General features: G+C 73.5%; 20 protein-coding genes. 15 read left to right on the top strand and 5 right to left on the bottom strand.

Going from position 1 to position 17,676, the window contains the following annotated elements:
• Positions 1-7 precede the first annotated feature (7 nt).
• From L3X23_RS24255 to L3X23_RS24225, 7 genes are all read left to right on the top strand, one after another.
• A complete protein-coding gene (locus L3X23_RS24255; protein WP_237194797.1) occupies positions 8-1,741 on the top strand; it encodes a cation acetate symporter in 1,734 nt (577 codons plus the stop codon).
• The gene (locus L3X23_RS24250) at positions 1,738-3,519 is read left to right on the top strand and encodes a cation acetate symporter (RefSeq protein WP_237194796.1); all 1,782 of its coding nucleotides are present in this window, start codon (positions 1,738-1,740) and stop codon (positions 3,517-3,519) included. The genes L3X23_RS24255 and L3X23_RS24250 overlap by 4 nt, the downstream gene beginning before the upstream one ends.
• Before the next feature lie 97 nt (positions 3,520-3,616).
• On the top strand, positions 3,617-3,940 hold the full coding sequence (locus tag L3X23_RS24245; RefSeq protein WP_237194795.1) for a DUF485 domain-containing protein: 324 nt from the start codon (positions 3,617-3,619) through the stop codon (positions 3,938-3,940).
• Complete coding sequence (locus L3X23_RS24240) at positions 3,937-5,523, top strand: cation acetate symporter (protein ID WP_237194794.1); 1,587 nt, start codon at positions 3,937-3,939, stop codon at positions 5,521-5,523. The genes L3X23_RS24245 and L3X23_RS24240 overlap by 4 nt, the downstream gene beginning before the upstream one ends.
• A 118-nt stretch (positions 5,524-5,641) precedes the next feature.
• Entirely contained in the window at positions 5,642-5,962 is a 321-nt protein-coding gene (locus tag L3X23_RS24235; protein WP_093080954.1) for a rhodanese-like domain-containing protein, read from the top strand.
• A 7-nt stretch (positions 5,963-5,969) separates the two neighbouring features.
• Complete coding sequence (locus tag L3X23_RS24230; RefSeq protein ID WP_093080959.1) at positions 5,970-6,869, top strand: DUF4328 domain-containing protein; 900 nt, start codon at positions 5,970-5,972, stop codon at positions 6,867-6,869.
• Positions 6,869-7,801, top strand: a complete 933-nt coding sequence (locus tag L3X23_RS24225) for a DUF5926 family protein (protein ID WP_237194792.1) — start codon at positions 6,869-6,871, stop codon at positions 7,799-7,801. The genes L3X23_RS24230 and L3X23_RS24225 overlap by 1 nt, the downstream gene beginning before the upstream one ends.
• Positions 7,802-7,875: 74 nt before the next feature.
• Here L3X23_RS24225 and L3X23_RS24220 read toward each other — a convergent pair whose 3' ends face one another.
• Both L3X23_RS24220 and L3X23_RS24215 read right to left on the bottom strand, forming a co-directional pair.
• A complete protein-coding gene (locus L3X23_RS24220; protein WP_374204904.1) occupies positions 7,876-8,409 on the bottom strand; it encodes a ferritin in 534 nt (177 codons plus the stop codon).
• Between the two features lie 10 nt (positions 8,410-8,419).
• Positions 8,420-9,217, bottom strand: coding sequence for a CPBP family intramembrane glutamic endopeptidase (locus L3X23_RS24215; RefSeq protein WP_176921255.1), 798 nt, complete (start codon positions 9,215-9,217; stop codon positions 8,420-8,422).
• Between the two features lie 25 nt (positions 9,218-9,242).
• Here L3X23_RS24215 and L3X23_RS24210 point away from each other — a divergent pair, with 25 nt between their 5' ends.
• Both L3X23_RS24210 and L3X23_RS24205 read left to right on the top strand, forming a co-directional pair.
• Positions 9,243-9,662, top strand: coding sequence for a hypothetical protein (locus tag L3X23_RS24210; RefSeq protein ID WP_237194788.1), 420 nt, complete (start codon positions 9,243-9,245; stop codon positions 9,660-9,662).
• A 10-nt stretch (positions 9,663-9,672) separates the two neighbouring features.
• Positions 9,673-10,032: a DUF3817 domain-containing protein gene (locus L3X23_RS24205; RefSeq protein WP_093080978.1), complete on the top strand. Its 360-nt coding sequence runs from the start codon at positions 9,673-9,675 to the stop codon at positions 10,030-10,032.
• Here L3X23_RS24205 and L3X23_RS24200 read toward each other — a convergent pair.
• On the bottom strand, positions 10,011-10,796 hold the full coding sequence (locus L3X23_RS24200; protein WP_237194786.1) for a DUF2470 domain-containing protein: 786 nt from the start codon (positions 10,794-10,796) through the stop codon (positions 10,011-10,013). The two genes, L3X23_RS24205 and L3X23_RS24200, sit on opposite strands and share 22 nt — an antisense overlap.
• Positions 10,797-10,898: 102 nt before the next feature.
• Here L3X23_RS24200 and L3X23_RS24195 point away from each other — a divergent pair, with 102 nt between their 5' ends.
• Genes L3X23_RS24195 through L3X23_RS24185 form a run of 3 tightly spaced genes read left to right on the top strand, consistent with a single transcriptional unit; the run spans position 10,899 to position 13,422 of the window.
• Positions 10,899-11,795, top strand: coding sequence for a hypothetical protein (locus L3X23_RS24195; RefSeq protein WP_093080988.1), 897 nt, complete (start codon positions 10,899-10,901; stop codon positions 11,793-11,795).
• Complete coding sequence (gene pheA, locus L3X23_RS24190) at positions 11,792-12,739, top strand: prephenate dehydratase (RefSeq protein ID WP_237194784.1); 948 nt, start codon at positions 11,792-11,794, stop codon at positions 12,737-12,739. The genes L3X23_RS24195 and pheA overlap by 4 nt, the downstream gene beginning before the upstream one ends.
• Entirely contained in the window at positions 12,736-13,422 is a 687-nt protein-coding gene (locus L3X23_RS24185) for a histidine phosphatase family protein (protein ID WP_237194782.1), read from the top strand. The genes pheA and L3X23_RS24185 overlap by 4 nt, the downstream gene beginning before the upstream one ends.
• Positions 13,423-13,617: 195 nt before the next feature.
• Here the strand turns inward: L3X23_RS24185 and L3X23_RS24180 are convergent, their stop codons facing one another.
• Both L3X23_RS24180 and L3X23_RS24175 read right to left on the bottom strand, forming a co-directional pair.
• Complete coding sequence (locus L3X23_RS24180; RefSeq protein ID WP_237198111.1) at positions 13,618-13,956, bottom strand: metallopeptidase family protein; 339 nt, start codon at positions 13,954-13,956, stop codon at positions 13,618-13,620.
• Complete coding sequence (locus L3X23_RS24175; RefSeq protein ID WP_176921256.1) at positions 13,956-15,035, bottom strand: septum formation family protein; 1,080 nt, start codon at positions 15,033-15,035, stop codon at positions 13,956-13,958. The genes L3X23_RS24180 and L3X23_RS24175 overlap by 1 nt, the downstream gene beginning before the upstream one ends.
• A 285-nt stretch (positions 15,036-15,320) precedes the next feature.
• Between L3X23_RS24175 and L3X23_RS24170 the strand changes: the two genes are divergently transcribed.
• Genes L3X23_RS24170 through L3X23_RS24160 form a run of 3 tightly spaced genes read left to right on the top strand, consistent with a single transcriptional unit; the run spans position 15,321 to position 17,623 of the window.
• Positions 15,321-15,986, top strand: a complete 666-nt coding sequence (locus L3X23_RS24170; protein ID WP_237194781.1) for a hypothetical protein — start codon at positions 15,321-15,323, stop codon at positions 15,984-15,986.
• Positions 15,987-15,989: 3 nt separating this feature from the next.
• Entirely contained in the window at positions 15,990-17,153 is a 1,164-nt protein-coding gene (locus L3X23_RS24165) for a glutathionylspermidine synthase family protein (protein ID WP_237194779.1), read from the top strand.
• A gap of 23 nt (positions 17,154-17,176) precedes the next feature.
• Positions 17,177-17,623: a DUF350 domain-containing protein gene (locus L3X23_RS24160; protein WP_093081015.1), complete on the top strand. Its 447-nt coding sequence runs from the start codon at positions 17,177-17,179 to the stop codon at positions 17,621-17,623.
• The last annotated feature ends 53 nt before the right edge of the window (positions 17,624-17,676 follow it).

Below are 17,676 nucleotides of genomic sequence, written 5' to 3'. Positions count from 1 at the left end.
CCCAGGCATGGACACGCCCTCCCTGATCGCGCTGGTCGCGATCGGCCTCGTCGGCATCGCCTCGGTCGTCATCGGGACCCTCGGGGTGCGGGTCGCGCGCAGCACCTCGGACTTCCTCGTCGCCTCCCGCACGGTCGGCGCCGTCCCCAACGCCGCCGCGATCTCCGGTGAGTACCTGTCCGCCGCGACGTTCCTCGGGGTCGCCGGCATCGTGCTGCGCGAGGGCGTGGACGGGCTCTGGTACCCGATCGCCTTCTGCGCCGGCTACCTCGCGCTGTTGTTGCTGGTCGCGGCGCCGCTGCGGCGCTCGGGCGCCTACACGATCCCGGACTTCGCGGAGGCCCGCCTGCACGCCCGCGGCCTGCGCAGGCTCTGCACCGGGCTCGTCCTGCTGATCGGGTGGCTCTACCTGCTCCCGCAGCTGCAGGGCGCGGGCCTGGCCCTCACCACCTTGACGACGCTGCCCGGCTGGGTCGGTGTCGTCGGCGCGGGGGTGCTCGTGATCCTGTCCGTCGTCGGCGGCGGCATGCGGTCCATCACGTTCGTCCAGGCCTTCCAGTACTGGCTCAAGCTCACCGCGCTCACCGTCCCCGCACTGATCGCGCTGGCCCTGTTCCTGGGCTCGGACCGCGAGCTCGACCGCCCGACCGCGCCGGTCTTCGCGGAGGAGACCACCGTCTCCGTCGAGACCCCCGTGCGCCTGGAGGTCGCCGCCGACACGGCACTGCAGGCCCGCGGCACGGTCGACGGCGCCGCGGTCGACGGCCCGCTCGTCTGGGCCCCCGGCGTGCACGACGTCCAGGCGGGCACCGAGCTGCGCTTCGCCGCGGGCTCGGGCGTGCCCGTCCCGGCGGGCACCCCGCCGACCGACCGCGAGTGGCTCGAACCACACCCCGGTGGTGCCACGCTGCTGGAGATCTACTCGATCATGATCGCCGGCATCGCGGGCACCATGGGGCTGCCGCACGTGCTCGTCCGCTTCTACACCAACCCCGACGGGCGCGCGGCCCGCCGCACCACCGTCGTCGTGCTGGCGATGATCGGCGCGGTGTTCGCGCTGGTCTCGCTGCTGGGGCTGCTGTCGCGGGCGTTCACCCCCGAGCTGCTGGTCGACGGGCGCACGGACGGCGCGGTGCTGCTCGTCCCGACCGCGGTCCTCGGCGACGGCTGGGCGGGCTGGCTGCTCGGCGGACTGGTGTCCGCCGGGGCCGCGGCGGCGTTCCTCTCCACGTCGTCGGGCCTCGTGGTGAGCCTCGCCGGCGTACTGTTCACCGACGTGCTCTCCGGACGGCTCCGCGACTTCCGCATCGCCGCCGTGCTGTCGGCGATCGTGCCCGTGGCGCCCGCCCTGCTGGTCGGCCGGATGGACTTCGCCCTGACCGTGCCGCTGGTGTTCGCGGTGGCGGCCGCGACGTTCTGCCCGCTGCTCGTGCTGGGCGTGTGGTGGCGCGGGTTGACCCCGACGGGCGCGGTGGCCGGGCTGCTGGTGGGCGCGCTGCTGTCCTGCGTCGGCGTGGCGTCCACGCTGGTCGGGAGCGTGCCCGAGGGCGCGTTCGGCGTGCTGCTGCTGCGGCCCGCCGCCGTGGCGGTGCCCGCCGCGTTCCTGACGATGATCGTCGTCAGCAGGCTGACCAAGGCCACCGTCCCGGCGGACGTCGACCGCACCCTGCTGCAGCTCCACGCCCCCGAGCGCCTCGGGCTCTCCCGCGAACGGCTGGACTCGAGCGGGCGAGAGCGATGAGCGCCACGGCCGTCGCGGCGCTGACCGCGATCCTGCTGGTGGCCGTCGCGTCCACCGTCATCGGGACCATGGGCCACCGGGCCCGCCGCACGTCGGACTTCCTGGTCGCCTCCCGCAACGTCGGCCCGCTGGCGAACGCGGGCGCGATCTCCGGCGAGTACCTGTCGGCCGCCTCGTTCCTCGGGGTCGCCGGGCTGGTGCTGCGCGAGGGCGTGGACGGGCTGTGGTTCCCGGTCGGCTACACCGCGGGCTACCTCGCGCTGCTGCTGTTCGTGGCCGCCCCGCTGCGGCGTTCCGGCGCGTTCACCGTGCCGGACTTCGCCGAGCTGCGGCTGCGCTCGCGCGGCCTGCGCACGCTGTGCAGCGTGTTCGTGCTGGTCATCGGCTGGTTGTACCTGCTGCCGCAGCTGCAGGCCGCCGGGCTGACCGTGCACATCGTGACCGGGCTGCCGATCTGGATCGGGGCGCTGGCGGCCGGGCTGATCGTCGTGTTGACCGTGATGTTCGGCGGGATGCGGTCCGTCACCTTCGTGCAGGCCTTCCAGTACTGGCTCAAGCTCACCGCGCTCGCGATCCCCGCGATCGTCGCGGTGATCTTCTTCTTCGGCAGCGGGCACACCTTCGACCGGCCCGCGCCGCCGCAGTTCGCCGAGCTGACGACGGTCCAGATCACCGCGGGCGTCGAGCTCGAGGTCCCGTCGGACACGGTCGTCACGGTGGGACCCGACGGTGCGACGGTCGACGGCGCGGCGGCCGACCCCGGCAGCGTCCTGCGCTGGCCCGCGGGCACCACGCACCGGGTCGAGCCGGGCGGTGACCTGGTGTTCGAGGCGGGCACGGACGTCCCCGTCCCGGTCGGGAAGCCCGCGACGGACGACCGCTGGCTCAGCCCGCTCGCGGGCTCCGGCGACCACCAGCTCGTCGCGATCTACTCGCTGATCCTCGCCACCTTCCTCGGCACCATGGGGCTGCCCCACGTGCTGGGCCGCTTCTACTCCAACCCCGACGGCCGGGCCGCCCGGCGCAGCGCGGTGATCGTGCTCGCCATGCTCGGCGCGTTCTTCCTGCTCGTGACGCTGCTCGGCGCGCTGTCGCGCTTCTACACCCCGCAGCTGCTCGTATCCGGCCAGACGGACGCCGCCGTGCTGCTCCTGCCGACCGCCGTGCTCGGCAGCGGGGCGGCCGGGGCGGTGCTGGGCGGGGTGGTCGCGGCGGGGGCCTGGGCCGCGTTCCTCGCGACGGCGTCGGGGCTGCTGCTCAGCCTGGCCAGCGTCCTAGCCTCGGACGTCCTGCCCGGGCGGGCCGTCGCCGACCTGCGGATCGCGGCCCTGCGGCTGGCCACGCCGCTGGCGGGGGCGGTCCCGATCGTGCTCGCCCTGTTCGTGACACAGCTGGACTTCGCCGAGTCGGTGGCCCTGGCGTTCGCGGTGGCCGCGTCCACCTTCTGCCCGCTGCTGGTGCTGGGGATCTGGTGGCGCGGGCTCACCGCGCGCGGCGCGATCGCCGGGATCCTGGTGGGCGGCGTGCTCGCGGCGGGGGCCGTGGCGGTCGGTCTCGCGGGCGTCGCCGGGGAGGGGCTGCCGGGCGTCCTGCTGCACCGGCCCGCCATCGTCAGCGTGCCCGCCGCGTTCCTCACGATGATCGTCGTCAGCCTGGCCACCCGGAAGAGCCGCCCGGCCAACACCGACGCGCTGCTCCTGCGCCTGCACGCCCCGGAGCGCCTGGGCCTGTTCCGGGACCGCGTCGAGCGCAACGACGATCCCGTCGACGCCTCCTGATCCTTCCCCGACGAAACCGTTGCGCCGCGTGCTCGTTCGTCTCTGAGGGAGTCCTCGGCGTCGGAGGGGCGTCGGGGAGCCCACGGAGAGGAGCCCCATGTCTGTCGGCGACCGCTACGGACCCACCGTGTACGAACGCGTGCAGGCGACCCCGGAGTTCGGCGACCTGCGTCGCCGCCGCCGCCGGTTCGTCTTCCCGATGAGCGCGTTGTTCCTGGTCTGGTACCTGGCCTACGTCCTGCTCGCCTCCTACGCGCCGGAGTTCATGGCGATCCGGGTCGCGGGCAACGTGACCCTCGGCCTGGTCATCGGCCTGCTGCAGTTCGTGACGACCTTCGTGATCACCACGGCGTACGTGCGGTTCGCCGCCCGGAAGCTCGACCCCGCCGCGGCGGCCATCCGCCAGGAGATCGAGTCGTGAACGTCGGCAACGTCGGTCTCAACGTCGGGATCTTCGCCGCGTTCGTGCTGGCCACCCTGGTCGTCGTCTACCGGGTGAGCCGCACCAACCGCACGGCGTCGGACTACTACGCCGCGGGCCGCTCGTTCACGGGCGCGCAGAACGGGATCGCGATCTCGGGGGACTACCTGTCCGCCGCGTCGTTCCTCGGCATCGCGGGCGCCATCGCGGTCAACGGCTACGACGGCTTCCTGTACTCGATCGGCTTCCTGGTGGCGTGGCTGGTGGCGTTGCTGCTGGTCGCCGAGCTGCTGCGGAACACCGGCCGGTTCACCATGGGAGACGTCCTGAGCTTCCGGATGCGGCAGCGCCCCGTACGGGCCGCGGCGGCCACGTCCACGCTGGTGGTCTCGTTCTTCTACCTGATCGCGCAGATGGCGGGCGCGGGCGGGCTGATCGCGCTGCTGCTGCAGATCCCGAACTCCGACCGCCTCGGGCAGTCGATCGTGATCGGCGTCGTCGGCATCGTCATGGTGATCTACGTGCTGGTCGGCGGCATGAAGGGCACGACGTACGTGCAGATCATCAAGGCCGCGCTGCTGATCGCGGGCGCGTTCGTGATGACCTTCTGGGTGCTCGGGGAGTACGGCCTGAACTTCTCCGCTCTGCTGGGCGCCGCGGTGGACGCCTCGCCGAAGGGGGAGGCCCTGCTCGCGCCCGGGCTGCAGTACACGAACAAGGCGGACTTCCTGTCGCTCGGCCTGGCGCTGGTGCTCGGCACCGCGGGCCTGCCGCACATCCTGATGCGCTTCTACACCGTCCCGACGGCGAAGGAGGCCCGCAAGTCCGTCGTCTGGGCCATCTGGCTGATCGGGATCTTCTACCTGTTCACGCTGGTCCTGGGCTACGGCGCGGCCGCGCTCGTCGGGCCGGAGGCGATCGCCGCGGCGCCCGGCGGGGTCAACTCGGCGGCGCCGCTGCTGGCGTTCGAGCTGGGCGGGGAGATCCTGCTCGGGATCATCTCCGCGATCGCCTTCGCCACCATCCTGGCCGTCGTCGCGGGGCTGACGATCACGGCGTCGGCCTCGTTCGCGCACGACGTCTACGCCAACGTGATCCGCCGCGGGCGGCCGGACCCGGTCCGTGAGGTCCGGGTGGCGCGCACGACGGCGCTGGTCATCGGCGTCGTCGCGATCGGCGGCGGGATCCTGGCCAACGGGCAGAACGTGGCCTTCCTCGTCGCGCTGGCCTTCGCCGTCGCGGCCAGCGCCAACCTCCCGACGATCCTGTACTCGCTGTTCTGGCGGCGGTTCAACACCACCGGCGCGCTGTGGAGCATCTACGGCGGCCTCGCGGTGTGCCTGCTGCTGATCGTGTTCTCCCCCGCGGTGTCCGGGGCGAAGAACGCGATGATCCCGGGCGCGGACTTCGCGTTCTTCCCGCTGTCCAACCCGGGCATCGTCTCGATCCCGGTGTCCTTCCTGCTGGGCGCGATCGGCACCTACGTGGGGCGTCGCGAGCCGTTCGACAGCGAGAAGTACGCCGAGATGGAGGTCCGGTCCCTCACCGGGGCGGGCGCGGAGAAGGCCACGGTGCGCCACTGACCCTGTGAGCGGCGGCCGGGGTCGGCAGGAGCGGAGCGACGGGGCGGGTGAACGGAGTCGCTATGGCGACCATCGCCGCTCACAGGTAGGTCACGGGGGCGGTGGCAGGATGACCGTCATGAGTGTTCCGTCCGTGCCCGTCGCCGACCTCCCCGCCTCCGCCCCGATGCTCGACGTGCGCGAGGACGACGAGTGGGCCGCCGGTCGGGCCCCGAGCTCGCTGCACATCCCGATGTCGCAGCTCACCGAGCGCATCTCGGAGGTCCCGGACTCCGACCCGCTCTACGTCGTGTGCCGCTCGGGCGGGCGCTCCGCCCGCGTCGTGGCCTACCTGGCGCAGCAGGGCTACCCGGCGGTGAACGTCGACGGCGGCATGCAGGCCTGGGCCGGTTCGGGTCGCGAGATCGTCGGCGACTCGGACACCCCCGAGATCATCTAGGCCGACCGTGCAGTGCTCGCGGTGCGGACGGACCCCGCCTCCGGGCGCGGGTCCGTTCTGCCCGTACTGCGGGCGCTACCTGGCCGCGCTCACCTGGGTGGCGGAGCCGCCGCCGGATCCGCGGCCGCCGCTGCCCGTCCGGCCGCGCTTTCGCTACACCGGCCCGCCGCGGTACCGCGAGATGCCGCGGTGGGGGTTCCCCGCGCTGCCCTGGCAGGAGCCCGACCAGGACGGACCGGCGCCCGCGGTCGAGCGGGCCCGCGGCTGGGCGCTGGTGCTGGTCCCGCTGCTGTGGACGCTCGCGGCGGTCGCCTTCGTCGGGTTCGCCGCCGAGGTGCTGCGCTACGTCCTGCTCGTGCTCAGCCGGGACGACGCGCTGCCCGGCGGGCTGGTCGCGTTCTCCGACGCCGCCGTGGCGTTCGGCGGCTGGGCCTCGGTGGCCGGGTCGGTGGGCTGCGGGATCCTGGTCGTCCTGTGGTGTCTGCGCATCCGGGAGGCGGCCGCCGAGCGGTCCGGCACGGTGCCCGCGCGGTCGACGCTCGCCGTCGTCGTGGGGTGGGTGGTGCCGGGCCTGAACCTGGCGGTGCCCGGCGGGGTGCTCGCGGAGGTCGAGCACCTGGGGCTGGACCGCCCGCCCGGGGCGCGCCCGCGGCCGAGCAGGCTGCTGCTGCGCTGGTGGGCCGCGTGGGGCGTGTCGGTCGTCCTCGGGGTGGTCGTGTTCCTGTGGTCCTTCCGCAGCGGGGTGCAGGCGCTGGCGGACGGTGTGCTGCTGCACGCGGCGCTCGACCTGTCCTGCGCCGTCACCGCCGTGCTCACCGTCGGGGTGGTGCGCCACCTCGCCGCGCTGGTGGAGCCGACCCGGGCGGTGCGCCGGGAGATTCTGGTTTCGCTACCGTCATCCTCCTGATGGCCAAGAAGACGCGCGAGAAGAGCACCGTCGCCGGGGAGAACCCGCGGCGGCCCTGTCCCTGTGGGTCCGGCAAGCGGTTCAAGGCCTGCCACGGCGCGGGGGACGACGTGATCGTCACCCGGCCGTTCGCCGGCCTGGCCGTGGAGCCGGACCTGGTCGCCATGCGGGAGTTCCTGCCGTCCGCGTTCGCGCCGCTGCCGCTGCGCGAGCCGGGAGACGTGCCGGTCCGGATCGCCACCGTGCTGCCGGGCGCCTCCGCCGCGATGGTCCGCCAGGACGGCGAGATCCTGCTGGGCATGCAGGTCCAGACGCGGTCCGGTGACCTGTCCGCGGACCTCGCGAAGGCGCTGCGGTGGGCGCAGTCGGCGGAGCCGGGGTCGGCGCTGCCGGTCGTCGGGCCGGGGTTGGGCGGCTCGGACGGCGCTGTCGTCCGGCTGCAGGACCTGGTGGCGGCGGACGCCGAGCTGGACCTGGAGCTGCACCAGGACTTCGGCTGGTGGATCCCGGAGGACGGGGCGGACTCACCGGAGATCGCCGCGACCCTGGAGCGGGCCAACTCGGTGATCATGCCGACGGAGGCCGTCGAGGGCGTGCGCGCCGCGTACTGGGTGGACACCGGCACGAAGGCCCACCTGCGCTGGGTCCGCCCGGAGGCCGAGGACGTGCTGATGGCCGCCCTCGCCCGCCTGCACGCCGCGGGCGAGCTCGAGCTCGGCGAGGGCACCCGCTACGCGGGGGCCTTCCGTGCGCACGGCCTGCTCGTCCCGGTCTGGGACCTGGACCGGGAGATGCACAGCAAGGAGTGGGCCGAGCCCGCGCAGGCCTTCGCGACCCGCCTCGACCGGGCCCTCGCCGCGGGCGGGGAGCTGACCACGGCCGAACGCGTCGCGAGAGACGCCCTGGCCGGCAAGCAGGTCACCCTCCGCTAGCGCAGTATGGAACCGTGATGCGGTTTTGAAGCGCTTACCTGCGCATTAAGGTTCCATAGTGCGTCCGGGGCGGCTCAGACGCGGCCGCCCGCCACCGGCGGGGCGCTCGGGTCGGCGGTCCCGCCCTTGGCCAGCTCGCGGTTGACGAAGTCCTCGATGTGGAACAGGTTGTCCCCGGCCCGCTGGACGACCGTGAGCAGGGTGGACATGCTCGCGACCTCCTCGACCTGCTCCTTGAGGAACCACTGCATGAACTGCTCGCCGAGGTAGTCGCCCTCGTCCCGGGCGGTGCGGGCGAGGGTGGTGATCTGCTCGGTGACCTGCTTCTCCTGCTTCAGCGCGAGCGCGACCACCTCCTCGACGGAGCCGAACTCGTTCTGCACGGCGTCGACGCCCGGGATGATCGGCCGGACGTCGGTGTCCAACAGATACTGGACCATGCTCATGGCGTGGTTGCGCTCCTCCAGGGCCTGCGCGTAGAAGTGCGCGGCGAGCTGGGGGAGGTCCTCGTCGTCCAGCCACACGGCGACGGCCGCGTACTGCTGGGAGGCCGTGAACTCGTTCCGGATCTGGTCGCGGAGCAGGGCGAGGAACTTGGAGTCGGACACGACCCGCAGTTTACGGTCGCCATCCCGCCGGGAGCAGGGCATACCCGACGAACGCCACGACGTCGATGAGCGCGTGCGCGAGCACCAGCGGCCACAGCCTGCCGGTGCGCTGCCAGTACCGGCCGTAGACCAGGCCCATCACGATGTTGCCGACGAACCCGCCTATCCCCTGGTAGAGGTGGTAGGCCCCGCGGACGACGGAGGTCGCCACCAGCGCCCGCTCGGCCGACCAGCCCAGCTGCCGCAGGCGGGTCAGCAGGTACGCGACCCAGATCACCTCCTCCGCCCAGGCGTTCGCCAGGGCGGACAGGACGAGGACGGGGGTGCGCCACCAGACGTCGTCGAGCGTGGTGGGGGTGACGTCGAGCGCCACGCCGAGGGCGCGGGCGACCAGGTAGAGCCCCAGCCCGGGGATGCCGATCAGCGCGGCGAGGCCCAGGCCGTCCCGGACGTCCCGCAGGCGGCGGGTGCCGTCGAGCCCGAGGCGCCGCAGCGCGAACCCGGCCCGCAGCAGCAGGTAGGCCCCCAGCGCGCCCCACCCGAACAGCTGCAGGGCCCGGACCAGCTGCAACGCCAGGTCCACCAGGTCCGCCTGCGCGGCCGGGGCGTTGAGTGCGACCTGCTGGTCCGCGAGCGGGACGGGGGCGAGCAGCGAGTCCAGCAGGGACAGGGCGCTGCGCAGCGCGGAGAGCCCGACGGTGACCGTCAGCACGACCGCGATCTCGAGGCCGATCAGCCTGCGGGCGGCCGGGTCGCGGACCTCGGGGACGGTCGACGGGGGAGCCGACAGCCAGGCGGGGAGGCGCACGGCGGCAGAACGTACCCTGGACCGCGTGTGGCGCGTGGTCCTGTCCCCGAAGTGGATCCTCTGGCACCTGCTGGCGATCCTCGCGGTGGCGACGTGCGTGGTCGCGGCCGTCTGGCAGTGGGACCGGGCCGGGTCCGCGCTGGGGTCCGCGCTGAACGTCGGGTACGGCGTGCAGTGGCCGATCTTCGCGGTGTTCTTCGCCTACATGTGGTGGCGGTTCCTGCGGATGGACCTGCAGGAACACCGGGCGGCCGCGGTGGCCGTGGAGCCCGAGCCGGAGACGGTGACCACCGTGGCCCCGCCCTCGCAGGCCCCCGAGGGGCCCGCGCCGTGGGAGACCCGGCGCACCGTGGCCCCGATCGACGAGTCCGACTCCCCGGCGCTGACCGAGTACAACCGGATGTTGGCCGCCCTCGCCGCCGACGACGTCTCCGACAAGCGGTAGAATTTCCGCCGTGAGCAGCCCCATCAGGTCCTCGGCCGCCCCGCGTCCCGCCGGGTTCCGGCTGCCGCTCTACCGGGTGTGCGCCTGGGTGACCGGCATCGGGCTGATCACGCTGGTGTTCGTGGCGATGCCACTGAAGTACATCTGGGACATCCCGGGCCCGGTCGCGGTCGTGGGCATGCTGCACGGCTTCCTCTACATGGCCTACATCGTGGCCACGCTGATCCTCGCCGAGCGTGCGCGGTTCACGCCGGTCTTCGCGGTGCTCGTGCTGCTGGCGGGCACCATCCCCGTCGCGAGCTTCGTCGCGGAGCGGAAGGTCACCAGGCTCGTCGAGGAGCGCGAGCGTCAGCTCGGGTCCGCCACCTGACGGAACGGGCAGCCGACCAGCAGCCCCAGCTGCACACGCAGCTCCTCGGCGGTCGTCGCCTCCTGCTGCCAGGCCAGCCGCACGTCGTGGTCGCCCTCGGTGGTCTCCACGCGCAGCCGCAGCCCGCAGCGGTCCACACCCAGCGGCCGCACGCGCGCGCCCAGGGTGTGTCGCAGCGGCGCCGGGAGGTGGCGGGCCAGGGCGTCGAACACCTCGGGATGGGCGTCCTCGAGGTGGGAGAGCCAGTGGTCCTCGATGCGGCAGAACGGGTCCGGGCGCGCGGCGGCCAGGTCGACGGGGGCGAGCGCGGCGGTGCCCTCGGCGTCCGCCAGCACGGCGGAGCTCGGGCAGAGCTTGACCAGCGTGGCGCCGTGGCCCAGGTCCAGCAGCGCGGGGTGCGGCGCCGCGTCGGCGACCTGCAGGGCCGCGCGCTTCGCCGTGCCCGCGTCCGGGATCCGCAGCCAGCCGCTGACCCAGAGCAGGGCGCGGATCGGCTCGCGCAGCGGCACGGGCGCGTGGTCGGACACCTCGAGCATCACCGGCAGCTCGCCGCGCTCGGACCCGCGGATCGCGGTGAGCACCGGGGAGTCGTCCGGCAGCAGCAGCACGGCCGAACCGTCCGCGTGCAGGTGGTGCACCAGCGGGACGACGGGTTCCGGGGCGCCCGTCCCGACGAGGGCGGCCTCCCCGCCGCGGGTCGCCACGCTGCGCGCGCGCTCCGCGTCCGTCGGGGCCGGCGGCCGCCGGAGCCGGGTCTGTCCCACTGGGCACCTCCTACTTAGGTGAGGCTAAGTTAGCTCGTGGGGAGGCGACCTGTCCAGAGGCCGGTGGCGGGGCCGTGTGAACGGCGGGTTAGCGTCTCCGTCGTGACGACCGTGCCCTCGGGATCCTCCGCAGACCCGTGGCCGATCCGTCCCCTGCTGGCCGGCCTGGTGGACGACGCGAGCCTCGTCCAGCCGCGGTTGACCGCACCCAGCATCGACGCGGTGGTGGCCCGCTACCTGTCGGCGCGCGACGGCGGCTACGGCGGGATGATCGGCCACCTGGTGTGTCCCGTCTCCCGGCTCCCGCAGCTGGTCACCGAGCTGGCGCGGTCCGCGCCCGCGCGCCCGGTCGAGCTCGCGCTGGTCGTCGACACCGGGCTCGGCGCGGTGCCGAAGGCGCTGTCGACTGTGTTCTCCCGGTCCAGCCTGCTCACCCCGCGCACGGTCGAGACCGCCGCGCCGCCGGACGTCGACGCCGTGTGGCTGGAGCGCGTCTCGGAGTTCGTGCCGGACGACGTGACCGCGGTCGTCGAGCCGCGCCGCCCGCACGACGGGACGGACGTCGAGGCCTGGCTGGAGGCCGTCCAGAAGGTCGCCGAGCACGGCTGCACGCCGAAGCTGCGGGCGGGCGGGCAGCGCGCCTCGGACGTGCCGACGGTGGACGAGGTCGAACGCTTCCTCGAGGTCACCGTGGGCGCGGGGCGCGGGTTCACCGCGATCGGGCTGCGCGAGGCCGTCCGGCCCGCTCCCGAGACCGCGGGCGACCGCGGCAGGCACGGCGTGCTCAACCTGCTGCTCGCCGTCGCCCGGATGCTGGGCACCGGCGGCGAGGGCACGGTCGCGGAGGCCCTGCACGAGACCGATCCCCGCAAGCTCGCCGCGGACGCCGAGGCGCTCTCGGACCGCACGGTCGACGAGGTGCGCGGCCGCTTCAGCTGCTGCGGTCTCGACCCGGACCCGATGTCGGTGAGCGAGTTCGCCCGATTGGGCCTGCTGTGACGCGGATCGGCTTCCTCGGCCCGCACGCGACGTTCACCGAACAGGCCCTGCTGTCCCTGCCCGAGTCCGAGGGTGCGGAGCTGGTGCCGCTGCCGGGCAACCCGGCCGTCCTCGCCGCCGTGCGGGAGGGCACCGTGGACGCGGGCTGCGTGCCGATCGAGAACAGCGTCGAGGGCGCCGTGCCCCCGGTGCTCGACGGGCTGGTGCTCGACCCCCCGTTGGTGATCACCCGCGAGGCCCTGGTCGGGGTGCGGTTCGTGCTGGTGGGGCGGCCGGGCACGGCGTTGGCCGCGGTGCGGACCGTGGCCTCGCACGGGCACGGGATCGCCCAGACCCGCGGCTGGATCGCGGCGCACCTGCCGCAGGCCGAGGTGCTGGTCTCCACGTCGACGTCCGAGGCCGCCGCCCAGGTCGCCCGCGGCGAGATGGACGCCGCCGCCTGCTCGCCGCTCGCCGCGGAGCAGCACGGGCTCGAGATCCTGGCCGACGACATCGCGGACAACCCCGGCGCCGTCACCCGGTTCGTGCTGGTCGCGGCCCCGGGCCGGGTGCCCGCGCCGACCGGGCACGACCGCACCACCCTGGCGCTCACCACGGAGAACCGGCCCGGGTCGCTGCTGGGTCTGCTGACCGAGCTGGCCGTACGCGGGATCGACCTCACCCGGATCGAGTCCCGGCCGATCAAGGACCGGCACAACGACTACTGGTTCCACCTGGACTGCAGCGGACACGTCGCGGACCCGGCGATGGGCGAGGCGTTGGCCGCCCTGCACCGCCGCGCCGACCGGGTCCGCTTCCTCGGGTCCTTCCCGCGCGCGGCCGGAGCCGCCGGGCCCGCCACCGGCGCGGGCGACGGCACGGTCCCGTTGAGCGGGGCGTCGTCCGCGGCCTACCGCGCCGCGGAGCACTGGTTGGCCGACGTGCGGAACGGAGTGCAGGTATGACCCCGGAGGAGCCCGAGCTGGACGAGCTGCGGCTGGTCCTGCTGCGCCACGGGCAGACGGACGCCAACGTCGCGAAGGCGCTCGACACCGTCCCGCCCGGGGCGCCGCTGAACGAGACCGGCCGCAGCCAGGCCTCGGTCGTGGCCGAGCTGCTCGCGGACTGGCCGGTCCGCGCCGTGCACGCCTCCCGCGCGATCCGGGCACGGCAGACCGCCGAGCCGGTCGCGCAGGCGCACGGGCTGGCCGTGACCGTCGTCGACGGGGTGCACGAGATCTTCGCGGGCGAGCTGGAGGGCCGCTCCGACAAACCCGCCCGCCGGGACTTCGACGAGACCTACGACGCCTGGTGGGGCGGTGACCTGTCCCGCTCCCTCCCGGGCGGTGAGTCGGCGCTGGACCTGCGCGCCCGGTTCCTGCCCGCCGTCGAGCGGATCGTGGACCAGACCGAGCGCGCCCACGGCCCCGGCGGCGCGGTCGTGCTGGTCAGCCACGGCGCCGCGATCCGGCTGGCCGCCGCCGCGCTGATCGGCGACACCGCCGAGACCCGCTACGTGCCCAACACCGGCCGGGTGGTGCTGCGGCGGGACAAGGGCGCGGACACCGGGTGGGCGCTGGAGCTGTGGGACAGCGGCCCGAGCCTGGAAGGCGACGTGACGGCGGGCGCGGCCCCCGAGGCGCACTGAGCCCGTTCGGCCCACTGCGCGCGCTGAGCCCGTTGACGCTTGGGACGCCCAAGCGCCACTGAGCGGTGCTTGGGCGTCCCAAGCGTCACGGGGCGTGGTGCTTGGGCGTCCCAAGCGTCGCTGAGCGGTGCTTGGGCGTCCCAAGCGTCACGAGGTGGGGTCGGCCCCGCCGCGCAGGTCGGGCGGCGGCGCGGCTCAGCCCCAGCCGAGCTCGTGCAGTGTCTCCTCGTCGATGCCGAAGTGGTGCGCGATCTCGTGCACCACGGTGATCGCCACCTCCTCGACGACCTGCTCCTCGGTGTCGCAGATGTCGAGGATCGCCTCGCGGTAGATGGTGATGCGGTCCGGGAGGACGCCGCCGTAGTCGCTGTGCCGCTCGGTCAGCGCGATGCCCTCGTACAGGCCCAGCAGCGCGCCGTCCTCGGGGTTGCGGTCCTCGACCAGCACCACGACGTTGTCCATCGCCCGGGTCAGCGCGGGCGGGATCTCGTCCAGCGCGTCCGAGACGAGCTCCTCGAACCGCGCCCGCCCGATCACGGGGCGACGGGCGGCGCCGGAATCTCCGGGATCGCGGGCGGGGCGGGGGCCTCCGACGGCGCCGGGCCCGACGTGGGCGCCGGGCTCGGCGTCTCGCTCGGCGCCGGGGTGGCGCTCGGGTCGGCGGTGGGCGCGGGGGTCGACGTCGGCGGCGCGGGCACCCCGGCCTGCGGCGTCGAGGTGGCGGGCGGGGCGGCCTGGTCGCTCACCGCGACATCGCCCTTCGCGGTCCCGGTGACCGGCGCGAACCCGCTGCGGTCCGGCAGCAGCGCGGCCAGGTTGCAGTTGACCCGTCGGGTGCCGGCGTTCCAGGAGTCCTCGGTGACGTTGTCCCAGTACACGGTGAGCTTCTTGTCCGCGATGGCCTGGGCGCCGCCCGCGTAGTCCGCCGCGATCCGGCTGCACTCGGGCTGGAGGAACCCGTCCTGGTCGCCGACCGCCGGGAAGCCCTCGGGGAACTTCTGGGACAGGTCCACGATGCCGACGGCCTCGACCGCGTGCGGTCCCGCGCAGTCGATCGGGTCGCCGACGCGGCGCTCGTCGATCGCGAGGCAGGTCCCGGGCTCGAACACCCCGGACTGGTCCTGGTCGACCGCCTTGCCGGTGAGCGGGTAGAGCGCCCCCGACCGGGACGCGGACTGGACGCCGCAGCGGAGCTCGCGATCGCCCGCGTCCCACTTCTTCTGCGACGGCTTGAGCGCGCCGACCCGGAACCGACCGTTCGGGTCGAACTTGCCGCCCAGGTACTGCAGCACGACCGGCGAGCACCGCTCGTTGACGAGCCTGCGCATGGTCGCGTCGTCCGGCAGGGCCTGCTGGTCGGCCAGCTGCGCGGTGCCCGCCTGCTCGAACAGGTGCGGCTGCGCGCAGTCGACGACGGTGGTGTCCGCCGCGTCCGGCCGGGACCAGTTCAGGCAGGTGCCCGGTGTGGTCGGCGGCGGCGGGATGTCCTCGATGTCCGCGGACGTGCCGTGCGGCGACGGCAGCGCGGCGATCGTGCCGAGGACCGGGACGGTGGCACCGGCGACCGTGTCCAGGGTCGCCACCCCGAGCATGACCGCGGCGCCCACCAGCACGGCCCCCACGATGCGTCGCGCCTGGCGGCGTCCGGGCAGTCGGGGACCTTCCGGAGGCCGTGGCGCTTCTTCCGTCTCGGCGACGCGATGGGGGGAGCGGTCGCGGGACGGGGTGAAGAGCTCGTCCATGTCGGCGCTCATCTTGCCTGCCCCGATCGAGCGATCTTGGGAGGGTGGGGGTGTGGCGCGGTCGCCGGTCGTGCCGGCGCGGCGAGCGTTCGTTGTCGACCCGTTATCGTGGGCCGACACGCCGGGAGGATACGGTGCCCGCGTGGGGGGAGAGCGATGAGTGTGAACGGCGGGGACGACGGGGACACCGGTCCCCTCGAGTCGGTCGGCTCGGCCCCGCAACGCGGCCGGATGTCCCAGCAGGACGGCACGACCGCGCCCCGTGAACCCACTCTCGCCGAGAAGCGCGCCCGCGAGCAGGGCGCGCGCCGCCGGGCGGAGGAGGCCCGCCTCGCCGAGGAGGAGGCCGCGCGCAAGAAGAAGCGCAAGCGGATCCTGATCGGCTCCGGCGTGGTGGTCGGGGTGGTCGCGCTGATCGCCGTCGGCTACGCGGTGTCGTCGGACGACGAGGACATCGAGGCGCGCTGCGTCGACGAGAACAACGTCGTGGTGGACGACTCGAACTGTGTCACCCCCGTCTCGAGCAGCGGGAACACCTACTACGGCGGCGGCGGCTTCTACCCGATCTTCATCGGGAGCGGCGGCGGCCAGTACCACTACAACTACGGCGGCTCCGGCAACGTCGGGCAGGTCGCCTCCGGCGGCACGACGACGGTGCCCAGCACCGGAAACGTCCGCACCCCCTCGGGTAAGTCGATCTCGCGCGGCGGGCTCGGCGTGTCGAGCGGGTCCTCCTCCAGCGGGTCGAGCGGCACGTCGGCCGGGTCGGGTTCGTCGTCGTCGGGGTCGTCGGGTTCCTCCAAGGGAAGCAGCGGGAGCTGAACGGTGCGCCGTGAACGCGGGGCCGCGCGCCCCGGCTGGCAGCAGACCGTCCGCGAGCAGGGGCTCGTCTTCGACGCCCCCGGTCGCTACGGGGACGGCGGGGCGCGCCCGTACTGGGACGAGTCGGTCCACTACGTCTTCGAGATGGACGAGATCCTCTCCCTCGAGGCGGACGTCGAGCTGCTGCACTCCATGTGCCTGGAGGCGGTCGACCACGTCGTCACCACCGAGCGGTTCCGCGACTTCGCGCTGCCCGAGTGGTGCTGGGAGCAGGTCGCGGCCTCCTGGCGGCGGCACGATCCGCACGTCTACGGCCGCTTCGACCTGCGCTACTCCGGGGACGGCCCGGCCAAGCTGCTCGAGTACAACGCCGACACCCCGACCACGCTGCTCGAGGCGTCGATCCTGCAGTGGTACTGGCTCAAGGACACCCACCCGGACGACGACCAGTGGAACTCCCTGCACGAGCGGCTCGTGGAGCGGTGGGGCGAGATCAAGTCGTCGCTGCCGAGCACCGAGGTGCACTTCACCTGGTCGGGCGGTGACTCCACCGGCGAGGACCACATCACCGTGGGCTACCTGCAGGAGACCGCGGCGGAGGCCGGCCTGGACACCGTCGGGCTGCGGATCGAGGACCTGGGCTGGGACGTCGACCTGGACCGCTTCGTCGATCTCGCCGAGTCCTCCATCCAGTCGGTGTTCAAGCTGTACCCCTGGGAGTGGATCCTCACCGAGGACTTCGGCAAGCACGTGGTCCGGAGCATCCCGGACACGCTGTGGATCGAGCCGCTGTGGAAGTCGATCCTGTCGAACAAGGCGATCCTGGCGATCCTCTGGGAGATGTACCCCGGGCACCCGAACCTGCTGCCCGCCTACCTGAACGATCCCGGGCTGCTCACCGAGTACGTGCGCAAGCCGCTGCTGGGCCGTGAGGGCGCGAACGTCGACATCGTGGCGCCGGGCTCGCAGGTCTCCACCGGCGGCGTGTACGGCGACGAGGGGTACGTCTACCAGCTGTTCGACCCGCTCCCCGAGTTCGACGGCTTCCGCCCCGCCCTCGGCGCCTGGCTGGTCGGAGACGGCTCGGCGGGTCTGGGCATCCGCGAGACGGCGGGCCTGGTCACCGACGACGGCGCCGCATTCGTCCCCCACCGCATCCCCGACTAGCTCCCCGGACCCGTGAGGAACTCATGACGCTCGCCCTGGACGCCACCTACTTCGGCCTGCTCGGTCGCGGGGTCGGCGCGATCCTGCTGTACGCCCTGCTGGGTGCGTTGCTGATGCTGCTCGGGTTCTGGGCCATCGACATCACCACGCCGGGCGCGCTCAACCGCCTGGTCCGCGACGGCAAGCCGGGCGCCGTGGTCGTGACCTCGGCCGGGATGATCTCGATGGCGTTCATCGTGGTCACCGCGATCTGGACCTCGTCCGGGCTGCTCGCCGAGGGCCTGCTGTCCTCGCTGGTCTACGGCCTGGTCGGGATCATCGCGCAGGTCGGTGGCGTGCGGCTGCTGGAGTGGGTGACCGGCATCCGGATCGGCGAGGTGCTGGCGGCGGACGAGCTCAAGCCCGAGGCCTGGGTCGTCGCCGCCACGCACGTCGCGCTCGGCCTGATCGTCGCGGTCGCCGTCATCTGATCCGCGGCTGCGCCGCCCGTGCGCGGTAAGTGGTGCCAGAGCACCACTTACCA

Origin of the sequence: Pseudonocardia sp. WMMC193, assembly GCF_021728735.1 — a bacterium.
Classification (GTDB): Bacteria; Actinomycetota; Actinomycetes; order Mycobacteriales; family Pseudonocardiaceae; genus Pseudonocardia; species Pseudonocardia oroxyli.
The sequence above is the reverse complement of the archived record's forward strand: the minus strand, read 5'-3'. Positions and strand labels throughout refer to the sequence as shown.

Bases quoted from the DNA above. Each gene is read 5' to 3' on its own strand.
- L3X23_RS24255 (WP_237194797.1), top strand. From the start codon at position 8: ATGGACACGCCCTCCCTGATCGCGCTGGTCGCGATCGGCCTCGTCGGC.
- L3X23_RS24170 (WP_237194781.1), top strand. From the start codon at position 15,321: ATGAGTGTGAACGGCGGGGACGACGGGGACACCGGTCCCCTCGAGTCG.
- L3X23_RS24160 (WP_093081015.1), top strand. From the start codon at position 17,177: ATGACGCTCGCCCTGGACGCCACCTACTTCGGCCTGCTCGGTCGCGGG.
- L3X23_RS24235 (WP_093080954.1), top strand. From the start codon at position 5,642: ATGAGTGTTCCGTCCGTGCCCGTCGCCGACCTCCCCGCCTCCGCCCCG.
- L3X23_RS24245 (WP_237194795.1), top strand. From the start codon at position 3,617: ATGTCTGTCGGCGACCGCTACGGACCCACCGTGTACGAACGCGTGCAG.
- L3X23_RS24225 (WP_237194792.1), top strand. From the start codon at position 6,869: ATGGCCAAGAAGACGCGCGAGAAGAGCACCGTCGCCGGGGAGAACCCG.
- L3X23_RS24185 (WP_237194782.1), top strand. From the start codon at position 12,736: ATGACCCCGGAGGAGCCCGAGCTGGACGAGCTGCGGCTGGTCCTGCTG.
- L3X23_RS24250 (WP_237194796.1), top strand. From the start codon at position 1,738: ATGAGCGCCACGGCCGTCGCGGCGCTGACCGCGATCCTGCTGGTGGCC.